The organism is Pseudomonas sp. A-R-19 (assembly GCF_019956575.1).
GTDB lineage: Bacteria > Pseudomonadota > Gammaproteobacteria > Pseudomonadales > Pseudomonadaceae > Aquipseudomonas.
In genome coordinates this window covers 23,241-44,186 of sequence record NZ_JAHBDR010000055.1, presented here as the reverse complement: position 1 = coordinate 44,186, position 20,946 = coordinate 23,241, and the positions used below count along the sequence as shown (strand labels likewise).

Sequence of the window (20,946 nt, the reverse complement as noted above, 5' to 3'; positions counted from 1 at the left end):
ACCCCGAATGGGTGTGTGTCGTTTTTGGCACACCGGCATGGCAAAAAGCGGCAGCGCAGTTGAACCGTTTTGCCATAGATCGGGGTGGGTCCGGCGCTTAAAGTGGCAGCCTGAACCGACCCTGCGGAGCCTGCGATGACAGATTTGATCAAACACGAGCAACGCGACGGCGTGTTGACGCTGACCATCGACCGCCCGGACAAGCTCAACGCGCTGAACAACGCCATGTACACCCGACTGGCCGACCTGCTGCAGGCCGCCGACGAAGACGAGCAGACCGGCGTGATCATCATCACTGGCGGCCCGACCTGCTTCACCAGCGGCAATGACCTGGTGGACTTCCTGCAGAATCCGCCGACTCATCTGGACGCCCCGGCGTTCCACTTGATGAAAGTCGTCACGCGCCTGCAAAAGCCGCTGATCGCGGCAGTCTGCGGGGCGGCCATCGGCATCGGCACCACGCTGCTGTTGCATTGCGATCAGGTGCTGGTCACCCGCAACGCCAAGCTGCGCATGCCGTTCGTCAACATCGGTCTGTGCCCCGAATTCGGCGCCAGCCTGTTGCTGCCACGCCGCCTCGGCCATGCCCGCGCTGCGAGCCTGCTGCTGTTGGGCAACGGCCTGGACGGCAACGAAGCGGTCAATTGGGGCATTGCCAACGAAGCGTTCGACGACGGCGAGCAATGCCTGGCGGCGGCCCTCAAGATCGCCCAGCGCTTCCTGGCCATGCCCCAGCAAGCCTTGCGCCAGTCCCGGCAGCTGATAAAGCAGGCTTCCCTGGCTGAACTGGAAGCCACCCTGCGCGAAGAAAACACGCTGTTCATCCAGCGCCTGAATACCGACGAGGCGAAAACCGCCTTGAACGCCCTGCTCAATCGCAGTACAGATAAGAATCCACCGAAAGGAAACCAGCCATGAACACTCCAGAAATCTACGTCGTCAGCGCCGCCCGTACCGCCATCGGTACCTTCGGCGGTTCGCTCAAGGACGTGCCACTGGCCGACCTCGCGACCACGGCCGTGAAAGCCGCCCTGGAGCGAGCCGCCGTGGACCCGGCGCTCGTTGGCCACCTGGTGATGGGCAACGTGATCCCGACCGAAACCCGTGATGCCTACATCTCCCGCGTCGCTGCAATGAACGCCGGCATTCCGAAGGAAACCCCGGCCTACAACGTCAACCGTCTTTGCGGTTCGGGCCTGCAAGCGATCATCAACGCCGCCCAGACCCTGATGCTTGGCGATGCCGACATCGTCGTCGGTGCCGGTGCCGAATCCATGAGCCGTGGCCCGTACATGATGCCGAGCGCCCGCTGGGGTTCGCGCATGGGCAACGCCCAGGTCATCGACTACATGCTCGGTATCCTGCATGACCCGTTCCATGGCATCCACATGGGTATCACCGCCGAAAACGTCGCCGCGCGCAACGGCATCACCCGCGAAATGCAGGACGCCCTGGCCCTGGAAGACCAGAAACGCGCGGCCCATGCGATTGCCAACGGCTACTTCAGCGAGCAGATCGCGACCGTGGAAATCCAGGATCGCAAAGGCGTCAAACTGTTCAGCGTCGACGAACATCCGCGCGCCACTTCCCTGGAACAGCTGGCAGCCATGAAGCCTGCGTTCAAGAAGGACGGCTCGGTCACCGCCGGCAACGCCTCGGGCCTCAACGACGGCGCCGCCGCACTGGTCATGGCCAGCGGCAATGCGGTCCAGGCCAATAACCTGAAACCCCTCGCCCGCCTGGTCAGCTACGCCCACGCCGGCGTCGAACCGGAGTTCATGGGCCTGGGCCCGATCCCGGCCACCCGCCTGGCGCTCAAGCGCGCCGGCCTGACCGTCGCCGACCTGGACGTGATCGAAGCCAACATCGCCTTCGCCGCCCAGGCCTGCGCCGTCAGTCAGGAACTTGATCTTGATCCGGCCAAGGTCAACCCGAACGGTTCGGGCATCGCCCTGGGTCATCCGGTGGGCGCCACCGGCGCAATCATCGCCACCAAGGCCATCCACGAACTGCATCGCACCGGTGGCCGTTACGCGCTGGTGACCATGTGCATCGGTGGTGGCCAGGGGATTGCGGCGATTTTCGAGCGGGTCTAACTCCCGAACATTTGCTGAACACCTGTGGCGAGGGAGCTTGCTCCCGCTGGACTGCGCAGCAGGCCCCCGCTTTTTTAAGAGTCGGGGCCGCTGCGCGGCCCAACGGGAGCAAGCTCCCTCGCCACATTTGACCGCGTAACGCCCGCCGGAGAAGCAACCGGCGCTTGATGGATTCCCCCGGCAACTGGTCGCAATCGATCAATACCGCCCCCGCCCCGCACCCTAGATTACCCCTCAGAACACGAAGCCGTTTCGCGCGGCCAGTCACTGAGGAGATCGCCCCCATGCACAGTTTCCACAACCGCAAGCAGCAGAGCCCGATCGATGGCTGGGACCATCAGGACCCGGAAGAGGCCTTCACCCTGCCCTCGCGTTACTTCTATGACGAAACCCTGTTCAAGGCCGAGCGCGATAACATTTTCATGCACGCCTGGCACGTCGCCGGGCACGTCAGTGAGTTCGCCGAGCCGGGTCAGTACGTGGTCACTGACCTGTTCGACCAGAGCGTGGTGGTGGCGAAAAACCGTCAGGGCCAAATCCACGCCTTCCACAACGTTTGCCAGCATCGCGGCAATCGCCTGCTCGAAGAACGGCGCGGCACCACCGGCGGCGTGGTGCGTTGCGCCTATCACTCGTGGTGCTACGAAATGGACGGCAGCCTGCGCAGCGCACCCCGCTGCGAGAAGATGAAAAACTTCGAGTTGCAGCAGTTCAACATCCCGCAGGTGCGCACCGAAGAAATGGGCGGCTTCATTTACTTCAACCTCGACCCGAACGCGCCGTCCCTGCGGGATTTGTTCCCCGGTGCCGACGAGGAAATGCGCCGGGTGTTTCCGGACCTGGTCGACATGCGCCTGATCGAGGAGCAGGACGTGATCGTGCCGGCCAACTGGAAGGTGATCATGGACAACTCCATCGAGGGTTATCACTTCAAGCTGTCGGGGCCGTGCCATATCGACCTGGCGAAGCTGATCGATTTCAAAGGCTATCAGTTGAGCAAACGCGACAACTGGTGGACCTACATCGCCCCGGCCAACCTCTCAGTGACCGAAGCCTACGGCGTGCCCCTGCGCAAGGACCTCAACCCCGACGAGTGCTTCTTCAACATCGGCATGTGGCCGAACAACACCTTCTATACCTTCCCGTTCTCGGAGTTCCTGGGCTCGTTCATCATGATCCCGCTGGACGCCGAACGCTCGCTGCTGCGCTTCGGCTACTACTCCAGCAATGCCGAGACGGCCGAGGTGAGCAAGTCCTGCATGAAGTGGATGAACGACGATCTGGGGCCGGAAGACATCGCGCTGAACATCTCGGTGCAGAAAGGCCTGCGCTCCCTCGGTTACGACCAGGGGCGCTACATGATCGATGCCCAGCGCAGCAATGAAAGCGAGCACCTGGTGCATCACTTTCATCGGTTGGTGTTTAACGGGATTCATGGCTCAACGTCGATCTGACTGGATAAATGCAGTCCCTGTGGGAGCGGGCTTGCTCGCGAAGAGGGAGTGTCAGTCGACATTTTTATTGCCTGATACACCGCCTTCGCGAGCAAGCCCGCTCCCACAGGGGGTATGTGTTCTGACCTTTCATTGATGGAGCGTCCCAAGCCATGACCGACCATGCATTTGACTACCTGATCGTGGGCGCCGGGTCCGCCGGCTGTGTGCTGGCCAACCGTCTGGGCGCGGACCCGGCGGTGCGGATTCTGCTGCTGGAAGCCGGGCCGGCGGACCAGAGCTGGACCATCGACATGCCCTCCGCCGTGGGCCTGGTGGTCGGCGGCACACGCTACAACTGGAGCTACAGCTCGGAACCGGAACCGTATCTGGACGGGCGCAGGATCGGCACGCCGCGCGGCCGCACGCTTGGCGGCTCGTCGTCGATCAATGGCATGGTCTATATCCGTGGCCATGCCCGGGACTACGACGGCTGGGCCGCTCAGGGCTGCGCCGGCTGGGGTTATCAGGACGTGTTGCCGTACTTCAAACGCGCCCAGACCCATGCCGATGGCGCGGATGAATATCGGGGGGCGAGCGGGCATCTGCACGTCACCCCCGGCGATACGACGACGCCATTATGTGCGGCGTTTCTGGCGGCCGGCGCGCAGGCCGGGTACGGCCTGAGCGATGATTTGAACGGTTATCGCCAGGAAGCCTTCGGCCCGGTTGATCGCACCACCCGCGCCGGTCGGCGCTGGAGCACCTCCCGTGGTTATCTGCGTGAAGCGCTGGAACGCGGCAATGTGCAGGTGCGCACTGAAGCCCTGGCACTGCGCATTCTGTTCGACGGCAAACGCGCCGCCGGCATCGAGTACGAGCACAACGGCGAGGTCCACCAGGCCTTCGCCCGCCGCGAAGTGTTGCTGACCGCCGGGGCCATCAACTCGCCGCAATTGCTGCTGTTGTCCGGCATTGGCCCGGCGGCGGAACTGCGGGACCTGGGCATCGAGGTCAAACACGACCTGCCCGGCGTCGGCCGGCGGCTCAACGACCATCCGGACACGGTGGTGCAATACCTGTGCAAGCAGCCCGTGTCGCTCTACCCGTGGACCACCGCGCCGGGCAAGTGGTGGATCGGCGCACGCTGGTTTGCCACCCACGACGGATTGGCTGCGAGCAATCACTTCGAAGCCGGGGCGTTTATCCGTTCCCGGGCCGGGGTCGAGTTTCCCGATCTGCAACTGACCTTCATGCCCCTGGCGGTCAAACCCGGCAGCGTCGACCTGGTGCCGGGTCATGCGTTCCAGATCCACATTGACCTGATGCGCCCCACCAGCCTGGGCAGCGTCACGCTCAACAGTGCCGACCCCAGGCAGCCGCCGCGCATCCTGTTCAATTACCTGAAAACCGAGCAGGATCGAGCCGACATGCGCGCCGGTGCGCGGCTGGTGCGCGAGATCATTGCGCAACCGGCCATGGCCGCTTACCGGGGTGAAGAGCTGGTGCCCGGCCCGCTGGCGCAAAGTGATGAAGCGCTGGACGCCTGGGCCAGGCAAGTCACGGAAACCGGCTACCATGCCAGCGGCACCTGCAAGATGGGACCGGTGGGCGACACCGAAGCCGTGGTCGATCCGCAACTGCGGGTGCATGGCCTCGACGGATTGCGGGTGGTGGACGCCTCGACCATGCCGGTGATCGTCAGCGGCAACACCAATGCGCCAACGGTGATGATCGCGGAAAAGGCCAGCGACCTGATTCGCGGCTTGCCGCCACTGCCGCCCGTCGATGTCCCGGTATGGATTCATCCACAATGGCAAACGCAGCAACGATAGAGATCACTCATGAGTAATCAGTCGTCCAATGGCACCGATGCACGTTTCACCTGGCGGCGTGGCGAGGTCGCGCCGCTGCGGGTTGCGGTGCTGATGCTGCCGTCGTTTTCCAACTTCGGTCTGGCGGCCGTGCTGGAACCGCTGGCCATCGCCAATTGGCTGACTCAACGCCCCTTGTTCGAGTGGTCGCTGTTGTCCCTGGATGGTCAGCCGGTACAGGCCAGCAATGGCCTGACCACGGTCGCCAATGACGGTTTGAAGGCCGATCAGGATTTCGATGTGTGCGTGGTGCTCGCCAGTTTCGATGTGCACAAACACAGCCGCAACCTCGCGCTCAAAAGCTGGCTGCGCAAACAGGCGCTGTTCGGCGCGGTGCTGATGGGCGTGGAAACCGGCACCGAACTGCTGGCCGCCGCCGGCGTGCTCGACGGCTACGAAGCCGCCGTGCATTGGGACAACCTGCAGGGGTTTCAGGAAAGTTATCCACGGGTCCACGCCAAACCGCAGCTCTACACCCTGGAACGCCAGCGCATGACCTGCGCTGGCGCCACCACGACCCTGGACATGCTGCTGGGCTGGATCGGCCAACGCCTGGACAGCGAACTGGCCCGGGAAATCGGCATGCACCTGTTGATGGGCCAGGTGCGCGCACCGGCCGACAATCAACTGGACGGCGGCCTGACCAACACCGGGCTGTACGGCAACAAGATCCGCCGCGCCATCGGCTTGATGGAGCAGGCCCTGGAAGAACCGCTGGATTGCGAAGCGATTGCCGCCCAGGTCGGCCTGTCACGGCGGCAACTGGAGCGACAATTCAAGCATCAGACCGGCCTGTCGCCGCTCAAGTACTACATCACCCTGCGCCTGGCCAAGGCTCACAGTTTGCTGCAACAGACACGCCTGAGCGTCGCCCAGGTGGCGGCCTGCTCGGGCTTCGGCTCGCTGGAGCACTTCTCCCGCACCTATCGCGCCCGCTTCGGCTGCCCGCCCAGCGAAGACCGCAACCAGGTCTGGACCGCACCGGTGATGCGCCAGCCACTGCGCAAGGAGCACCGGCCAGCCGAGGCCGACTGACTCTTTTGCTCTTCGTAGGAGCCGGCTTGCCGGCGATGGCGTCATCAAATGTGCCATCGCCAGCAAGCCGGGCTCCTACAGACTCCGATACTCAGGCTCTTCCTCGTCGAGAATGCCCATCAGCGCATCGAAATGCTTGTCGGCAAAGCCCGGATAGTCGAGCCATTGCCGACAGGTCTTGCGCGCTATTTCATCACTGGCGATACGCAGCTCACGGCCGGTGGATAGCGCGGTGATGTAGGTCTCGCAGGCGCGTTCGAAGTAGTACAGGTCATCGAACGCCTGGGCGATGCTCGGCGCCGCCACCAGCACCCCATGGTTGCCCATCAACAGAATCGGCTTATCCCCCAGCAGGTGGCTGACCCGCTCCGCCTCGTCTCCCAGGCCCATGCCGTCGAAGCCTTCGTCGATCACCACCCGTTCGAAAAAACGCATGCAGTTCTGCTCGATCGGCGGCAGCCGTGAATCCGCCAGACAGGCCAGGGCCGTCGCGTATTTCGAGTGGGTATGCAGGATGCAGCGGGCGTGTGGCTGGTTGCGGTGCAAGGCACTGTGCAAGGCCCAGGCGGTGATGTCCGGCGCGTCCGGGCGATCGAGGCTGGCGGGGTCATCGGCGTTGACCAGCAGCAAGTCGCTGGCCTTGATCCGCGAGAAGTGCCTGCCGTAAGGGTTGATCAGGAACTCCCGACCGTCCCCCGACACTGCGACGCTGAAGTGATTGGCGATGGACTCGTGCAGGTTCAGCCGCGCCGCCCAGCGGAACGCACAGGCCAGGCGGATACGCAGTTGCTCGACAGGTTGATTCATCCCGTGCTCCACAGCGGTTGATCGATTGCCTGCCAGTGTATGGGCGCAACGGGCGTGCACTTGACGGGAAACGACAGGGATTGCCGTTATCCACCAGCGTTGCGATTGCGCGAAAGCGGCATGGTTTTGCCGCGATTGATCAAGGGCCCCGCGATGCTCACGACCATAGTGAGTGCCGTCAACGCGTTAAAGCAGGTTGTGCTCCACCTCTAACAAGAAAAAGACCGCTTCACAAACCGCTGCCGACGTTTACCCTCGAGGAGTTGATCCATGAAAGCCTTGTTCTTGCTTGCGTCGCCCTTGTTTGCATGTCTGTATCTGCCGTTGCCGGCCCAGGCAGTGGAACCGGAATCCTGCGCCACGGTGCATTTCTCCGATGTCGGCTGGACCGATATCAGCGTCACCACCGCCGTCGCCAGCGAAGTGCTGGAATCCCTCGGCTACAAGACCAAGACCACCTTGCTGTCGATCCCCGTGACCTACCGCGCCTTGTCTTCAGGCAAAGAACTGGACGTGTTCCTCGGCAACTGGATGCCCACCACCGAAAACGACATCAAGCCCTTCCGTGACGCCGGCACCGTGGAGACCGTGCGCGCCAACCTGCATGGCGCCAAATACACCCTGGCAGTGCCCGACTATGTCTACGACGCAGGGCTGCGCGATTTCGCCGACATCGCCAGGTTCAAGGACAAACTCAACGGCCACCTGTACGGCATTGAACCTGGCAACGACGGTAACCGCCTGATCCAGAGCATGATCGACAAGGACGCCTTCGGCCTGAAGGATTTCAAGATGGTGGAATCCAGCGAAGCCGGCATGCTCTCGCAACTCAAACGCGCCACGCGCAAGAATGAATGGATGGTGTTTCTCGGCTGGGAACCGCACCCGATGAACACCCGCAACAAGATGAAGTACCTCAGTGGCGGCGATGACTACTTCGGGCCGAACTACGGCCAGGCCACGGTCTACACCAACGTACGCAAGGGCTACCTCCAGGAATGCAGCAACGTCGGCCAACTGCTGCAGAACATGGAGTTCAGCCTGGCGATGGAGAACCAGTTGATGGACGCGGTGCTGAACCAGAACCAGAAACCGCGGGCGGCGGCCAAGGCGTGGTTGAAGGCCCATCCCGAGGTATTGCAGGCGTGGCTGGTTGGAGTCAGCAGTCGCGACGGGAAAGATGGATTGGCGGTGGCCGGAGCCAGCCTGGCCGGACAATGACATTTGAAGTCTGTCGCCTGACAGGCCATCCGGGAAAACCGGCGAAGCAGAATGTCAGGCGACGGCTTCACCGGCCCTGGATGACCAAGTCTTTTGTGGCTTGATCCACGCCAATATCCAGGCCACTACCGCACATACCATCAAGGTCCCGCCCAATGCCTGCCCCCAGGCCGCCAGCATCAGTCCGCCACCGATCAACAGGTAATACAGCAAACCAAACAGCGCGCCGGCCGTACCCAGTCGATCACCGTAGTTGACCAAGGCCGAGCCGAGGATGTTCGGGATCGCCATGCCAAAGGCCAGTACCACCAACAACATCGCCAGCACGAACAGAGCGCTGTCCTCCATCAGCCAGACGAAACCGGCACCCACCAACATCAGCAATCCCGACACCCGGATCAGTTGCGCGCCACTCGACCCTCGTTGCAGCAGCCGTTTATTGAGCGCGGCCCCAAGGCCGGAACCCAGGGCCAGGATGACGCCACTGTAGCCAAACATCTGCGCACTCAGCCCCAGCCGCTCAAACATGAAGGGACCCAGGCTGTAGTAGCTGAACAGGCCGATGTTGAAGACTGCCACCAATAATGTCGAACGCCAGATATCGCGATCCCGGAGCATTTGCCACAGCGTCTCGAACAGCGCGGGCGAAGCCACAGGCTGTGGTCGGGTTTCCGGTAAAACCCGCAGGCACCACATCCACAGTCCAACCGATAGCACCAGAAGCCCTCCCGGCACGCCTGGAAAACCGAAGCCTTGTACCAGGCTTGCTCCGGCGAACAGCCCGATGGCCGGGCTGGCGGCCAGTGCGATGCCCATGAGCGAAAACACCTGGGCCAGTGCCCCCCCCTTGAAGCGGTCGCGCAACAAGGTTTGCGTAACGACCGAGCCCACCGCTGCGCCAAACGCGGCCAGGCCTTGGGCCGCCAACAGCGCATCGAAGGTGCTGACACTGAGCGCCATCAACGAAGCCGCGGCGTACAGGGCGAACCCGGCAAGCATCGTCGGGCGACGCCCGATCAGGTCGCACATCCGGCCCCACACCACCACGCCGAACGCGAATGCCAGGAAATAGATGGAAAGCATTTGCGCCGCCGCCTGCGGCCCGACGGCAAAGGCCCGTCCGATGTCCGCCAGCGCCGGGCTGTAAATCGATTGCGCCAACTGCGGGAACATCAGCAGCGCGACGGCCAATACCACGATTTTCTTGTCATTCACCACGACTTCACTCTTAAAGGAAACTGTCGTGCAGATTAAGAAATCGTGACTGTCGTACTATCAGAACCCTGCCAATTTATCGCTGAAATCGGACAACCCATGGCCTGGCTCGACGCCCACGCACATTTCGATCCCGACAGCTTCACCGCACCGGTCATCGGCATCGCCGCAACCCTCGGTGATCACGATTCGGGCCTGCATCAACATCAACGCGGGCAACTGCTGTTTACCCGCCAGGGCTGTACGCGCATTACCCTGGCGCAGCAGCTGTGCCTGTTGCCACCCTCGCGCGCGGCGTGGATTCCTTGCGGTGTGGCCCATCGCGCCGTGATGCAACAGAGCGTCGATTACCGCTCCATCTACCTGAGCCCCGAGCTATGCGCAGACCTGCCGCAACAGGTCTGCGTGATCGAAGTCAGCCCGTTGCTGCGGGCTGTACTGGAGTCGATAGCCCACGCCAGCTTCGACACCGCCTGGCGGCAGGGAAAATACGTCCATCTGCTGGGGCTGTGCCTGAGCGAAATTCGCGACGCGACCCGCCAGCCCATGCTGCTGCCGCTGCCGTCGGACAAACGCCTGGCACCGCTGCTCGCGACCGTCGACAAGCTGCCGCCGAAACTTCAGGCACTGCAGGCACGCCTGGGCGCCAGCGGCCGCACCATTGGCCGGATCTTCCAGCGTGAGACCGGCATGAGTTATCAGCAATGGCGGCAACAGTGGCGGCTGATGCGCGCCATCGAACTGCTCGCGACCGGACGAAACATCGGCTACAGCGCTTTTGAACTGGGCTTTGCCAGTGACAGTGCCTTCATCGCCTTCTTCAAGGACATGACCGGCATCACCCCCGGCGACTGGCTGAAATAGGACCTGACGACCGGCAGCAAAAAGCATTTGCCACAAAATATTACATACGTCATATTACACCCGTCATAATTAAACAGCGCCCCTGACAGGTATCCCTCCATGACCAGCATGTCCACCGTAGAACCCGACCTGGACGCCCCGGTGAAACCGGCAAAACGTCCCCTGCTCAAACGCCTGCTGCTGCCGACAATGGGCATCGCAGCGTTGGTATTGGCCGGGATGTATGGCGCGCATTGGTGGACTGCCGGCCGTTTCATCGAAGAAACCGACGACGCCTACATCGGTGGCGATGTCACAGTGATCGGGTCGAAAGTGGCGGGTTACATAGACGAAGTGCTAGTGACCGACAACCAGAAGGTCAAGGCCGGTGACGTGTTGATTCGTCTCGATTCGCGCGACTATCGGGCCAACCTGGCCAAGGCCGAAGGCGCAGTGGCCGCCCAGGAGGCCCTGTTGGCCAACCTTGATGCGACCGAACAGCTGCAACAGGCCGTCATCGGCCAGGCCCGCGCCGGCATCGACGCCGCCGGTGCCGAAACCGCCCGCTCCCGGGACGACGATAGCCGCTACAAAAAACTGGTGAGCACCAACGCCGTCTCGGTGGAAAGCGCGCAGCGCGCCAATGCCACGTTCAAGACGGCCCAGGCCCAAAGCAATCGCGCCCAGGCTGAATTGCTGGCCGCGCAACGCCAGCTGAATGTGATCGACACCCAGAAACAACAGGCCCGCGCCGCCCTGATCCAGGCCAGGGCCGAGCGCGACCTGGCGCAATTGAATGTCGGTTATACCGAATTGAAGGCACCGGTTGACGGGGTGATCGGCAATCGCCGGGCCCGGGTCGGCGCCTATGCCCAGGCCGGCTCGCAATTGCTCTCGGTGGTGCCGGCCAGTGGTCTGTGGGTCGATGCCAACTTCAAGGAAGACCAACTGGCCCGCATGGTGCCGGGGCAACGGGTGGTGATTCATGCGGACGTGCTGTCGGGTCAGGAATTCCACGGTCACCTCGACAGCCTGGCCCCCGCCAGCGGCTCGCAGTTCAGTGTGTTGCCGCCGGAAAACGCCACCGGCAACTTCACCAAGATCGTGCAGCGGGTGCCGGTGCGGATTCACCTCGACCCGGCCGACAGCGTGCTCGGCCACCTGCGTCCCGGGTTGTCGGTGACCGCTGAAGTCGACACGCGCAAGGAGCCTGAAGCGCCAGCTGTTGCGAGCGCGCCATGAGCCGCGCCCTCGCCGCTCCGGCGCAGCCGTTCAATGCCGCGAACATGGCCACGGCGACCAAGGTCTTCGCCTTTGCCAGCATGTGCATCGGCATGTTCATTGCGCTGCTGGATATCCAGATCGTCTCGGCTTCGTTGCGTGACATCGGCGGCGGACTCTCCGCCGGTACCGACGAAACCGCGTGGGTGCAAACCAGTTACCTGATCGCCGAAATCATCGTGATCCCGCTGTCGGGCTGGCTGTCGCGGGTGTTCTCGACGCGATGGTTGTTTTGCGCATCGGCGGTGGGTTTCACCCTGACCAGCCTGCTGTGCGGCGTGGCCTGGAACATCCAGAGCATGATCGCCTTCCGCGCCCTGCAAGGGTTTCTGGGCGGATCGATGATTCCGTTGGTGTTCACCACGGCCTTCATATTCTTCACCGGCAAGCAACGGGTGATCGCCGCCGCGACCATCGGCGCGGTGGCCTCGTTGGCCCCGACCCTGGGGCCGGTGATCGGTGGCTGGATCACCGACATTTCGTCCTGGCACTGGCTGTTCTACATCAACCTGGTCCCCGGCATCTTTGTCGCCGTGGCCGTGCCGATGCTGGTGAAAATCGACCAGCCGGAACTGTCGCTGCTCAAAGGCGCGGACTACTTGAGCATGGTGTTTCTGGCGCTGTTCCTCGGCTGCCTGGAATACACCCTGGAAGAAGGCCCGCGCTGGAACTGGTTCAGCGACCGCACCATCCTGACCACTGCGTGGATCAGCGGCCTGGCCGGCCTGGCGTTCATCGGCCGAACCTTGCACGTGGCCAATCCGATTGTCGATTTGCGCGCCTTGAAGGACCGCAACTTTGCCCTCGGCTGTTTCTTCTCGTTCGTCACCGGCATCGGCCTGTTCGCCACCATTTACCTGACGCCGCTGTTCCTCGGCCGGGTACGTGGCTACGGCGCGCTGGACATTGGTCTGGCGGTTTTCTCCACCGGGGTGTTCCAGATCATGGCGATTCCGCTGTATGCCTTTCTGGCCAACCGCGTCGACCTGCGCTGGATCATGATGACCGGCCTCGGGCTGTTCGCCTTGTCGATGTGGGATTTCAGCCCGATCACCCATGACTGGGGGGCCCAGGAATTGATGCTGCCGCAAGCCCTGCGCGGGATTGCCCAGCAACTGGCGGTGCCGCCGACCGTGACCTTGACCCTTGGTGGCCTGGCGCCCGCAAGGCTCAAACATGCGTCGGGGTTGTTCAATCTGATGCGTAACCTGGGCGGCGCCATCGGCATCGCCGCATGCGCGACGATTCTCAACGACCGCACCAACCTGCATTTCACCCGGCTGGCAGAGAACCTCAACAGCACCAACGAGGCCCTCAACCAATGGCTGTCCCAGGTCGGCAACAACTTCGCCGCCCTCGGCCAGAGCGGTGACGCCGGGGTCACCGCCAGCCTGCATCAACTATGGTTGCTGACCTACCGCGAAGCCCAGACACAAACCTACGGCGACGCGTTTCTGATGATCGGGGTGTGCTTCGTCATCGCCACGGCGATGGTGCCCTTGATGCGCAAGGTACAACCACCGGCCGCACCGAGTGCGGATGCGCATTGAGGATCCTTGTCAGGAATCGACCGTTTCCCTTGGCCAGTAACTTGCCAGATTCAAGGAATCTGGAGAAAACCTGATTTGAGCGTGCTGTACATGCCCCACCGGAGTCTCGGCCTGGCTATAATTATCTTTAATTCGGCAACGTGTGGGTTCTCTATGCATAACACTCACCACCATATTGGAGAAAAGTGGGAAATGAACACTTTCTGCTGTCACCGGAGCATTACCTCGAAGTTCTCGAACATAAACAGGCTCACCTGTCGCCGACGTCAGCACAACTGATAAATATACCGAGGAAAAGTACTCATGAGCAGCGGAGTTAGCAAAAAACGTTATTTCTACCAAACGCGCATATAAATTTATGCGTATCCGCCCTATATCACGGCCGCCATTCCCCCGTAAGAACCAAGTAAAATCCAAACCAGAAACAACCACATCAATTTTAGGCCTGACAAACTCTACCGTGCGATGCTTCTCGAAAAGAAAAACGCGATCAGCCCCACCAAAAGTATTAATTGCGCGCCGCATATCTTGCTTCAATGGAAAGTCATCATTCAGCCTCAGGTGCGGATTCTTTTCAAACTCCTTTGCACATTTATCAATTTCAGCCATCAAATTAAGACCTACCTGAGTGCCGAGACTTAAATTCACCAGCCCTCGTTCAGTCACTTTCAGCCTATTCACTTGTGCATTCGAATCAATCACTGCCGATACCGTCGCATTAGACACCTCTATACGCGATGGCTCCTTATGCATTATCTCAATAGTAAATTCTTTAGAGATTAAAACCGTCCCAGAGAACAATTCGGTCTTATCACCCATCATCTCTCGACGAAAAACAATACTACCCTGGGCATTCATCACCACTACTTCCGCATATACCTGCCCCGAATAATAACTGTGTGGACTTTGACTCACAATATCGACCAACAGGCGCCCCTGTGAAACCTCCACAGCAAGCTTGCAAAAAACGCCATCCAATCCGCTTAGATTGATAGTTTGATCCGCCAGACCGCTCGCAGACTTTCTGACATACAAGCAATCTACTTCATTAACTCCGTCTTTAACCACCACATAGACACTGAGATTCTGATACTCCCCATCCCCCACAGAGGGCATTTGTAATGCATACGTCCCCAGGGGTAATTTATCTACTACAATCACTGCGCTTTGGATCTTTACAACTCTAGCCGCCCCAGTCCCGTCCCGTAACAAAAGAAATTTTCCTCGCAACCCAGCCAATAACGCCTCATCAAACTTAATCGTGACACTGCTGGTTAAACCGCTAATTTTCAAATCAGCGCTACTGACAAGTGCCAAGGGACTTCTCAACCCAAGTTGAGCTTGGATTTGTTTCAAACTACTTTGCTGAACGAGTGCAAAAAGAGGGTATACCGGAACGGCATTGCTAAAAGAATTTTTCATTGCCTGCGTTGACGTCAATGACGCACCCGCAAATAACATGAATGCAGAAACATCTATATTAGCTACATCGATGGTGACATGACTCAGAAAATCCATCGTCGGATAGTTTTCAGCATAAAACTCCGACTCATTGCTGATGCGACGATAGCGCTGGTGAAATTCGATAATGCTCTGATCACTGGCACGTTGAAACATTAGCACCAGGAAAAATAATGTGAGCTGCACATCCTGGCCAACCGTCCCACTGTCGAATGCTGCCATAGCTCTTGTATAAAGCTGCTCCTCACCACCGCTGTATAACCATCCTTTCAGAAAAACCTCATCGCCCAACACCTTACTCTGGTAACTTGCAGCAAACACATTATTCCAGACCTCTCCAAGATTGATAGTACTGTGACTCATGAATGAGCCCTCATACCCATGGCCTATTTCATGAATACTTCCCCAATTGGTCCCCTTAGTGTCCAGCCAAAAGGCCGCAACGGAATCATTCGACTCGGCTATCCACCCTCCGCCATAGTAGGCAACACCACCTCCTGATTTGTCAGCCTTCATGAAGTAACGATTAGGAATATTTTTATCGGTGGGCACAGTCGGGGAAAATGAAAGACCGGCAAGATAATTGAAGTGCTCAAAAACACCATCATAGTACGCAGCCAGGCTTTGCAAGCCAGATGTTTCATGCAGCCTGCGAAGGACTTCTTTATCCTTAGCGGGAATTAAAATCATTGCATAATCAGAAATATACAATGCATAGGGCGCTACCAAGCGGTCCCACTCATTAAAAAAGTTCTCTGCATTCAAACCTGCCTGCCAGGTTGGTAAACTTGCCCCGCCGCTTACAAACTCCACCTCAATATTAACCTGCTGGCCAGCGGTATCGGTATAAGGAGTCGTCAAAAATATGGCAGAGGCATGCGCGGCGACAACTACGCTCCACTGAGTGGTCACGACGTGATGGCTCTCTTTTGCGCTGTCATCATTCAGCAAATTCAGAGTAATCCCCATGCTCGCTTCTGGGAAAGATTGCCGAAAACGTATTGCCTTGCCTGCCGGGACAATTAAAGAAGTTGATTTTCTGTCATGAAAAACTCCTTTGCTGAGTCCCGCGTCATGCAACCAATCAGGTCGCTCAAGACTGTAAATTTGCTGCGTGTATCTCCTAGTCTCTTCGTTAGCCATTTCAACTTCTCCCATAGAAAAGCGCTGGATTTCGAAAAGACCTTAGGATCAAGACAATATTTATATAACTGTCATAAATTACAGTTCGTTAGACCGTAAATCCATAACCCCGCCATTACGCAGAGAAAAATTGACTGAGAAGAGCTAATCCGCAAACAGAAACGCCTCCAAAGTGGAGGCGTCCGCTATAAATAAGCAAGTTGGGTGACTCAAAAACCAACGGTCCTTAGCATACCCATCCCCGCCCGATGACAAAAATGTCAGGCCTGAGGCATTTTGCGGAAGCCGATGGCCAGGCGATTCCAGGCGTTGATGGTGGTGATGGCAACCGTCAGGTCGACCATTTCCTTGGCATCGAACTGCGCGGTGGCCAGTTCATAGTCTTCGTCCGGGGCGTGGGTCTGGCTGATCAGGGTCAGGGATTCGGTCCAGGCCAGTGCGGCGCGTTCACGTTCGGTAAAGAACGGCGTTTCGCGCCAGGCCGACAACGTGGCCAGACGCCGCTCGGATTCACCGCCCTTGCGCGCGTCGGCACTGTGCATGTCCAGGCAGAAGGCGCAGCCGTTGATTTGCGAGGTGCGCAGCTTGACCAGTTCGATCAGGTTTTTTTCCAGTGGCAGTTTCGAAACGGCTGTTTCAAAGGCGATCATCGCCTTGAGGGCATCTGGGGAAGCGGTGTAGAAATCGATACGGGTTTTCATGGCGTGCTCCAGGGCAAGTGGGTGTGGCACTACGTTAGTCCCACGACCGGTCTACACAAATAGCCAATCTTGCAGAAGTCGAGGAGGCCATTGGCTGTGCTTTCCTGGTTATCGGTGGAGGCGCGGGTGTGGGGTTCACCATTCATTTCTGGTGAACTCACTGCCGCCTTCGCGAGCAAGCCCGCTCCCACATTTGAGCGCATTCCCCCTGTGGAAGCGAGGTTGCTCCGCGCAGTGGCCATTCACACCCGATTGCGCAACCACTGCAAAAAGCCCTTTTTCGCCTCCGGCACTGGCAGGTCCTGTGTCAGGGTTTTCGCTTTGTGCAGCCGGTAATCGAGCAAGGTTTTCATCGCTTCATTGATGTCGTGACGGGCATCCAGGCACGGTTTCAGGTACGCCTTTTCAATCCGGTACAAAGAGCAAAAGGTCTTCGCGGCAAATTTTGCAGGCACCGAACTGTCAGTAAGAATGCCGGCCTCACCGATCACTTCACCCGGCCCCATGCGCCCGGATTCGAAAGGCACGCCGTGGCGGGTCAGCGTCACCGTGACCACTCCGGACTCGATGATGAACAGGTGATCACTGACCTCTCCCGCCTCCAGGATCGTTTCCCCGGCGCGGAACGATTGCAGGGTCATGTTCTGGCTGAAGGTGTCTTTCTCTTCCTGGCGCAAGGTGGAGAAAATCGGCGAACTGTCGAGCAGCGCCCGAGGCCGCGACAGATTGCCCGGCGGATTGGGCTCCACACTCGACAGCAGGTTGACGCCGGACGCCTGCAAGTGCCGGTAGGCCAGGTCGTACAGCTGATTGCGCACCGAGCGTTTCTCATCCATCGACGCGACAAAGCCGCTGATTTCGTAGACCGCTCCGGTATTGCTGGCCGTTTTCAGGCCGACGCTTGGCGACGGTGTATCCAGCAGCGCACGGCAACCTTGCATGGCCCGCTCCAACGCATCGATTACCGTGTTCGGCCTCGCGTGGGGGCTCACTTCCAGGGATACGGAAATCCCGAACATGTCGTTCGGCCGGCTGAAATTGATGATCTTGGCCTTGGCCGCCAGCGAGTTGGGGATCACCGCCATGCAGCCCTGGGAGGTCTGCAGGCGCGTGGCGCGCCAGTCGATGTCGGTGACCTTGCCCTCCATGCCGTCGATGGAGATGTAGTCATCGAGTTGATAGGGTTTGGTGGTGTTGAGGACGATCCCGGAGAACACGTCACTGAGGGTACTTTGCAAGGCCAGACCGACAATGATCGCCAACGCACCGGACGTCGCCAGCACGCCTTTGACCGGTAGATCGAGTACATACGCCAGGGCGGCAATCACCGCGATCAGGAAAATCACCGCACCGAGCAAATCCTGGAGCAAGCGTCCGGTATGCCCGACCCGTTGCATCATCACCGCGCCGATCAGCACGGTCAGGGTCCGCGCGCCGAACAACCACCAGCCAATCTGCAAGCCGGTGGCGGCCAGATGCAACGGCACGTTGTCGGCCCAGGGCGGCGGTTCCATCGGGTTCAGGCCTTCGTTGAACAGCAGGAGGCTGAACAACGAAAAAATCACCACCCGCACCATCAGCCGCCAGGCGCTGCCAACGGCGCTGAGCAAGTACCACAAACCAAGATCGATCAGGATCAGCGCCATTGCGCAGATCAACGGGTGTTCAGTGAGCAATGACAGCATCAAGCAACTCCAGCCAGGGCCAAGAACGCGAAGATCGCATGGATTGGCCATAGTGTAGGAGCAATTGATTTGGCGGGATGAACCCCCTCCCAAAAACACCACAAAACCAATGTGGGAGCGGGCTTGCTCGCGAATGCAGAGTGTCAGGCAACGTATATGTTGTTTGACACACCGCCTTCGCGAGCAAGCCCGCTCCCACAGGGGGGATGCGTGATGCCGAAGTTATTTGCTGTTGGTCAGCGTGCTGTAGCTGGTCATCAGGTTGCGGTAATCCGGAATATGGTTGGAGAACAGCGTGCCCAACCCTTCGATATCGTTGCGCCAGTCGCGGTGCAGCTCACAGGCCAGGCCGAACCAGGTCATCAATTGCGCACCCTGGGCGGTCATGCGGCTCCACGCCGATTCGCGGGTCAACTCATTGAAGGTGCCGGACGCATCGGTGACCACGAACACATCAAAGCCTTCGGCCAGCGCCGAGAGGGCCGGGAACGCCACGCACACCTCAGTCACCACACCGGCGATGATCAGTTGTTTCTTGCCGGTGGCCTTGATCGCCTTGACGAAATCTTCGTTGTCCCAGGCGTTGATCTGGCCCGGGCGGGCGATGTACGGCGCGTCCGGGAACTGCGCCTTGAGCTCGGGCACCAGCGGGCCGTTGGGACCGGTTTCGAAACTGGTGGTGAGGATGGTCGGCAGCTTGAAGTACTTGGCCAGGTCAGCCAGGGCCAGCACGTTGTTCTTGAATCGATCCGGATCGATGTCGCGTACCAGTGACAGCAGGCCGGTCTGATGATCCACCAACAGAACGGCGGCGTTGTCCTTGTCCAGACGCTTGTAGGAAGTAGTCATTGCAGTAGTCCTCGCAGGTTATCGATGCCGAGAGAAAATCGGCGTGGGGTCACCGGTCAGCGCTGGGAGTCCAGCACCTCGTGTTCGTTCGCCACTTGCTGGGCCTTGAGGTAACTCTCGATCAGCAATTGATAATGTGGCATGGCCTGGGCGTAGACAGCGGCCCACTGCTCGGCATCCGGGCGGTTCCACGAGCCTTGCAGCTCAGAGAGCGTAGCCATGATGTCGATCGGCACCACTCCGGCCTGGGCCAGGCGGGCGACGGTCAGATCAGTGGCCAGTTTCGAGTGGTTGCCGGAGGCGTCGACCACCGCAAACACCTTGTAGCCTTCATGCACGGCGGCGATGGACGGGAACGCCAGGCACACGCTGGTCAGGGTGCCGGCGATCACCAGGGTTTTCTTGCCGGTGGCCTTGACCGCCGCGTGAAACTCCGGGTTGTCCCAGGCGTTGATTTCACCTTTGCGCGCCACGTATTGCGCATGGGGTGCGGCTTCGTGGATTTCCGGGATCAACGGCCCGTTCGGTCCTTGCGGAACCGAGGCAGTGGTAATCACCGGCATTTTCAGCAGGGTCGCGGCCTTGGCCAGGGCAATGGCGTTGGCGCGCAGTTGGGGCACGTCCATGTCCTTGACGATCTGGAACAGTCCGCTCTGGTGATCGATCAACAGCATGGCGCTGTCGTTGGGGTCGATGGTCGGTTTCTGGCCGTTGAAGTTGGCCGCGTAGACAGTGTTCATGAGCGTTTCCTCTTGCTTTTGGGCAACAGCCATCCCTGGCCTGAAAACCGGCCTACTCATCCTGTGCAGAGTCGGGTGTTTAAGCGCTGCGAGTTAAGCGTGCATCCGGCCGAAGTGCCCGGACTGGAAGTCGGCGAAGGCCTGGTGGATTTCCTGCTCGGTGTTCATCACGAACGGCCCGTGACCGACGATCGGCTCGTCGATCGGCTCGCCGCTGAGCAACAGCACCACCGCGTCTTCGCTGGCTTCGAGAGTCATGCGATCGCCCTTGCGATCGAACAGGGCCAGTTGCCCCTGGCGCACCGATTCCAGGCCATTGACCTGAACCGCGCCGCGCAAGACCACCAGCGCGGTGTTGCGCCCTTCATGCAGATCCAGGGTGAGCAACTTGCCGGCATTCAAACGAATGTCCCACACGTCGACCGGGGTAAAGGTGCGCGCCGCGCCCTTGTGACCGTCGAACTCACCGGCGATCAGGCGCAGGCTGCCGGCGTTGTCCTTCAAGGCGATGCTCGGGATGTCACCGTCGAGAATCGTCTGGTAGCCGGGGTCGGCCATCTTGTCCCTGGCCGGCAGGTTGACCCACAGCTGCACCATCTCCAGGGTGCCGCCGCTCTTGGCGAAGCCCTCGGAGTGAAACTCTTCATGCAGGATCCCCGAGGCCGCGGTCATCCATTGCACATCGCCGGGGCCGATCTTGCCGCCACTGCCGGTGGAGTCCCGGTGCTCCAGTTCGCCCTTGTAAACGATAGTCACGGTTTCGAAGCCACGATGAGGATGCTGACCAACGCCACGTCGCTCGCTGGTCGGGGTGAATTCAGCGGGGCCGGCGTGATCCAGCAGCAGGAACGGGCTGATGTGTTTGCCCAGGTTGTCGTAGGAAAACAGCGTGCGAACCGGAAAGCCGTCGCCAACCCAATGGGTCCGTGGACTGGTGTAGATACCGATGATGTTTTTCATGGTGTCTCCTGATGAGGTGAGTGAAGCCATGGACAAAGCTTAAAACCGTGAC

17 protein-coding genes are annotated in these 20,946 nt (G+C 59.9%); 9 read left to right on the top strand and 8 right to left on the bottom strand.

Translation table 11 applies throughout. The features are described from left to right. Positions 1 to 135 precede the first annotated feature (135 nt). The 5 genes from KGA88_RS15040 (at position 136) to KGA88_RS15020 (ending at position 6,438) form a co-directional block, all read left to right on the top strand. A complete protein-coding gene (locus tag KGA88_RS15040; RefSeq protein ID WP_223592179.1) occupies positions 136 to 918 on the top strand; it encodes an enoyl-CoA hydratase-related protein in 783 nt (260 codons plus the stop codon). Then, positions 915 to 2,096, top strand: coding sequence for an acetyl-CoA C-acyltransferase family protein (locus KGA88_RS15035; protein WP_223592177.1), 1,182 nt, complete (start codon positions 915 to 917; stop codon positions 2,094 to 2,096). The genes KGA88_RS15040 and KGA88_RS15035 overlap by 4 nt, the downstream gene beginning before the upstream one ends. A 284-nt stretch (positions 2,097 to 2,380) precedes the next feature. Next, on the top strand, positions 2,381 to 3,550 hold the full coding sequence (locus tag KGA88_RS15030) for an aromatic ring-hydroxylating oxygenase subunit alpha (RefSeq protein ID WP_110660337.1): 1,170 nt from the start codon (positions 2,381 to 2,383) through the stop codon (positions 3,548 to 3,550). A gap of 152 nt (positions 3,551 to 3,702) precedes the next feature. Beyond that, positions 3,703 to 5,364 carry a choline dehydrogenase gene (locus KGA88_RS15025; protein ID WP_223592175.1) on the top strand — a complete coding sequence of 554 codons (1,662 nt, stop codon included), beginning with the start codon at positions 3,703 to 3,705 and terminating at the stop codon, positions 5,362 to 5,364. A 9-nt stretch (positions 5,365 to 5,373) separates the two neighbouring features. Beyond that, on the top strand, positions 5,374 to 6,438 hold the full coding sequence (locus tag KGA88_RS15020) for a GlxA family transcriptional regulator (protein ID WP_223592173.1): 1,065 nt from the start codon (positions 5,374 to 5,376) through the stop codon (positions 6,436 to 6,438). Between the two features lie 75 nt (positions 6,439 to 6,513). Here KGA88_RS15020 and KGA88_RS15015 read toward each other — a convergent pair whose 3' ends face one another. Then, positions 6,514 to 7,245, bottom strand: coding sequence for a class II aldolase and adducin N-terminal domain-containing protein (locus tag KGA88_RS15015; RefSeq protein WP_223592171.1), 732 nt, complete (start codon positions 7,243 to 7,245; stop codon positions 6,514 to 6,516). Between the two features lie 270 nt (positions 7,246 to 7,515). On the opposite strand from KGA88_RS15015, the gene KGA88_RS15010 reads away from it, so the two are divergent. Then, the gene (locus tag KGA88_RS15010) at positions 7,516 to 8,466 is read left to right on the top strand and encodes a choline ABC transporter substrate-binding protein (protein WP_223592161.1); all 951 of its coding nucleotides are present in this window, start codon (positions 7,516 to 7,518) and stop codon (positions 8,464 to 8,466) included. A 54-nt stretch (positions 8,467 to 8,520) separates the two neighbouring features. On the opposite strand, the gene KGA88_RS15005 is transcribed toward KGA88_RS15010, so the two are convergent. Continuing rightward, the gene (locus tag KGA88_RS15005) at positions 8,521 to 9,681 is read right to left on the bottom strand and encodes an MFS transporter (protein ID WP_223592159.1); all 1,161 of its coding nucleotides are present in this window, start codon (positions 9,679 to 9,681) and stop codon (positions 8,521 to 8,523) included. Between the two features lie 99 nt (positions 9,682 to 9,780). On the opposite strand from KGA88_RS15005, the gene KGA88_RS15000 reads away from it, so the two are divergent. The 3 genes from KGA88_RS15000 to KGA88_RS14990 all read left to right on the top strand — a co-directional run bounded on the left by KGA88_RS15000 (position 9,781) and on the right by KGA88_RS14990 (position 13,355). Continuing rightward, the gene (locus tag KGA88_RS15000; protein WP_223592149.1) at positions 9,781 to 10,545 is read left to right on the top strand and encodes an AraC family transcriptional regulator; all 765 of its coding nucleotides are present in this window, start codon (positions 9,781 to 9,783) and stop codon (positions 10,543 to 10,545) included. Positions 10,546 to 10,644: 99 nt separating this feature from the next. Continuing rightward, positions 10,645 to 11,766, top strand: a complete 1,122-nt coding sequence (locus KGA88_RS14995) for an HlyD family secretion protein (RefSeq protein WP_223592146.1) — start codon at positions 10,645 to 10,647, stop codon at positions 11,764 to 11,766. After that, complete coding sequence (locus KGA88_RS14990) at positions 11,763 to 13,355, top strand: DHA2 family efflux MFS transporter permease subunit (protein ID WP_223592143.1); 1,593 nt, start codon at positions 11,763 to 11,765, stop codon at positions 13,353 to 13,355. The genes KGA88_RS14995 and KGA88_RS14990 overlap by 4 nt, the downstream gene beginning before the upstream one ends. Positions 13,356 to 13,364: 9 nt before the next feature. Here KGA88_RS14990 and KGA88_RS14985 read toward each other — a convergent pair whose 3' ends face one another. From KGA88_RS14985 to KGA88_RS14960, 6 genes are all read right to left on the bottom strand, one after another. Further along, entirely contained in the window at positions 13,365 to 15,959 is a 2,595-nt protein-coding gene (locus KGA88_RS14985; protein WP_223592135.1) for a putative mucin/carbohydrate-binding domain-containing protein, read from the bottom strand. 260 nt (positions 15,960 to 16,219) lie between these two features. Continuing rightward, entirely contained in the window at positions 16,220 to 16,660 is a 441-nt protein-coding gene (locus KGA88_RS14980; protein WP_223592133.1) for a carboxymuconolactone decarboxylase family protein, read from the bottom strand. Positions 16,661 to 16,902: 242 nt separating this feature from the next. Beyond that, positions 16,903 to 18,345, bottom strand: a complete 1,443-nt coding sequence (locus KGA88_RS14975; RefSeq protein WP_110661476.1) for a mechanosensitive ion channel domain-containing protein — start codon at positions 18,343 to 18,345, stop codon at positions 16,903 to 16,905. A gap of 222 nt (positions 18,346 to 18,567) precedes the next feature. Beyond that, positions 18,568 to 19,194 (bottom strand): isochorismate family cysteine hydrolase YcaC, encoded by a 627-nt coding sequence (gene ycaC, locus KGA88_RS14970; RefSeq protein WP_007977984.1) that lies wholly within the window; start codon positions 19,192 to 19,194, stop codon positions 18,568 to 18,570. A 56-nt stretch (positions 19,195 to 19,250) separates the two neighbouring features. Further along, a complete protein-coding gene (locus KGA88_RS14965) occupies positions 19,251 to 19,934 on the bottom strand; it encodes an isochorismatase family protein (RefSeq protein ID WP_110660420.1) in 684 nt (227 codons plus the stop codon). A gap of 93 nt (positions 19,935 to 20,027) precedes the next feature. Then, positions 20,028 to 20,894 carry a pirin family protein gene (locus tag KGA88_RS14960; RefSeq protein WP_223592131.1) on the bottom strand — a complete coding sequence of 289 codons (867 nt, stop codon included), beginning with the start codon at positions 20,892 to 20,894 and terminating at the stop codon, positions 20,028 to 20,030. Positions 20,895 to 20,946: the final 52 nt, after the last annotated feature.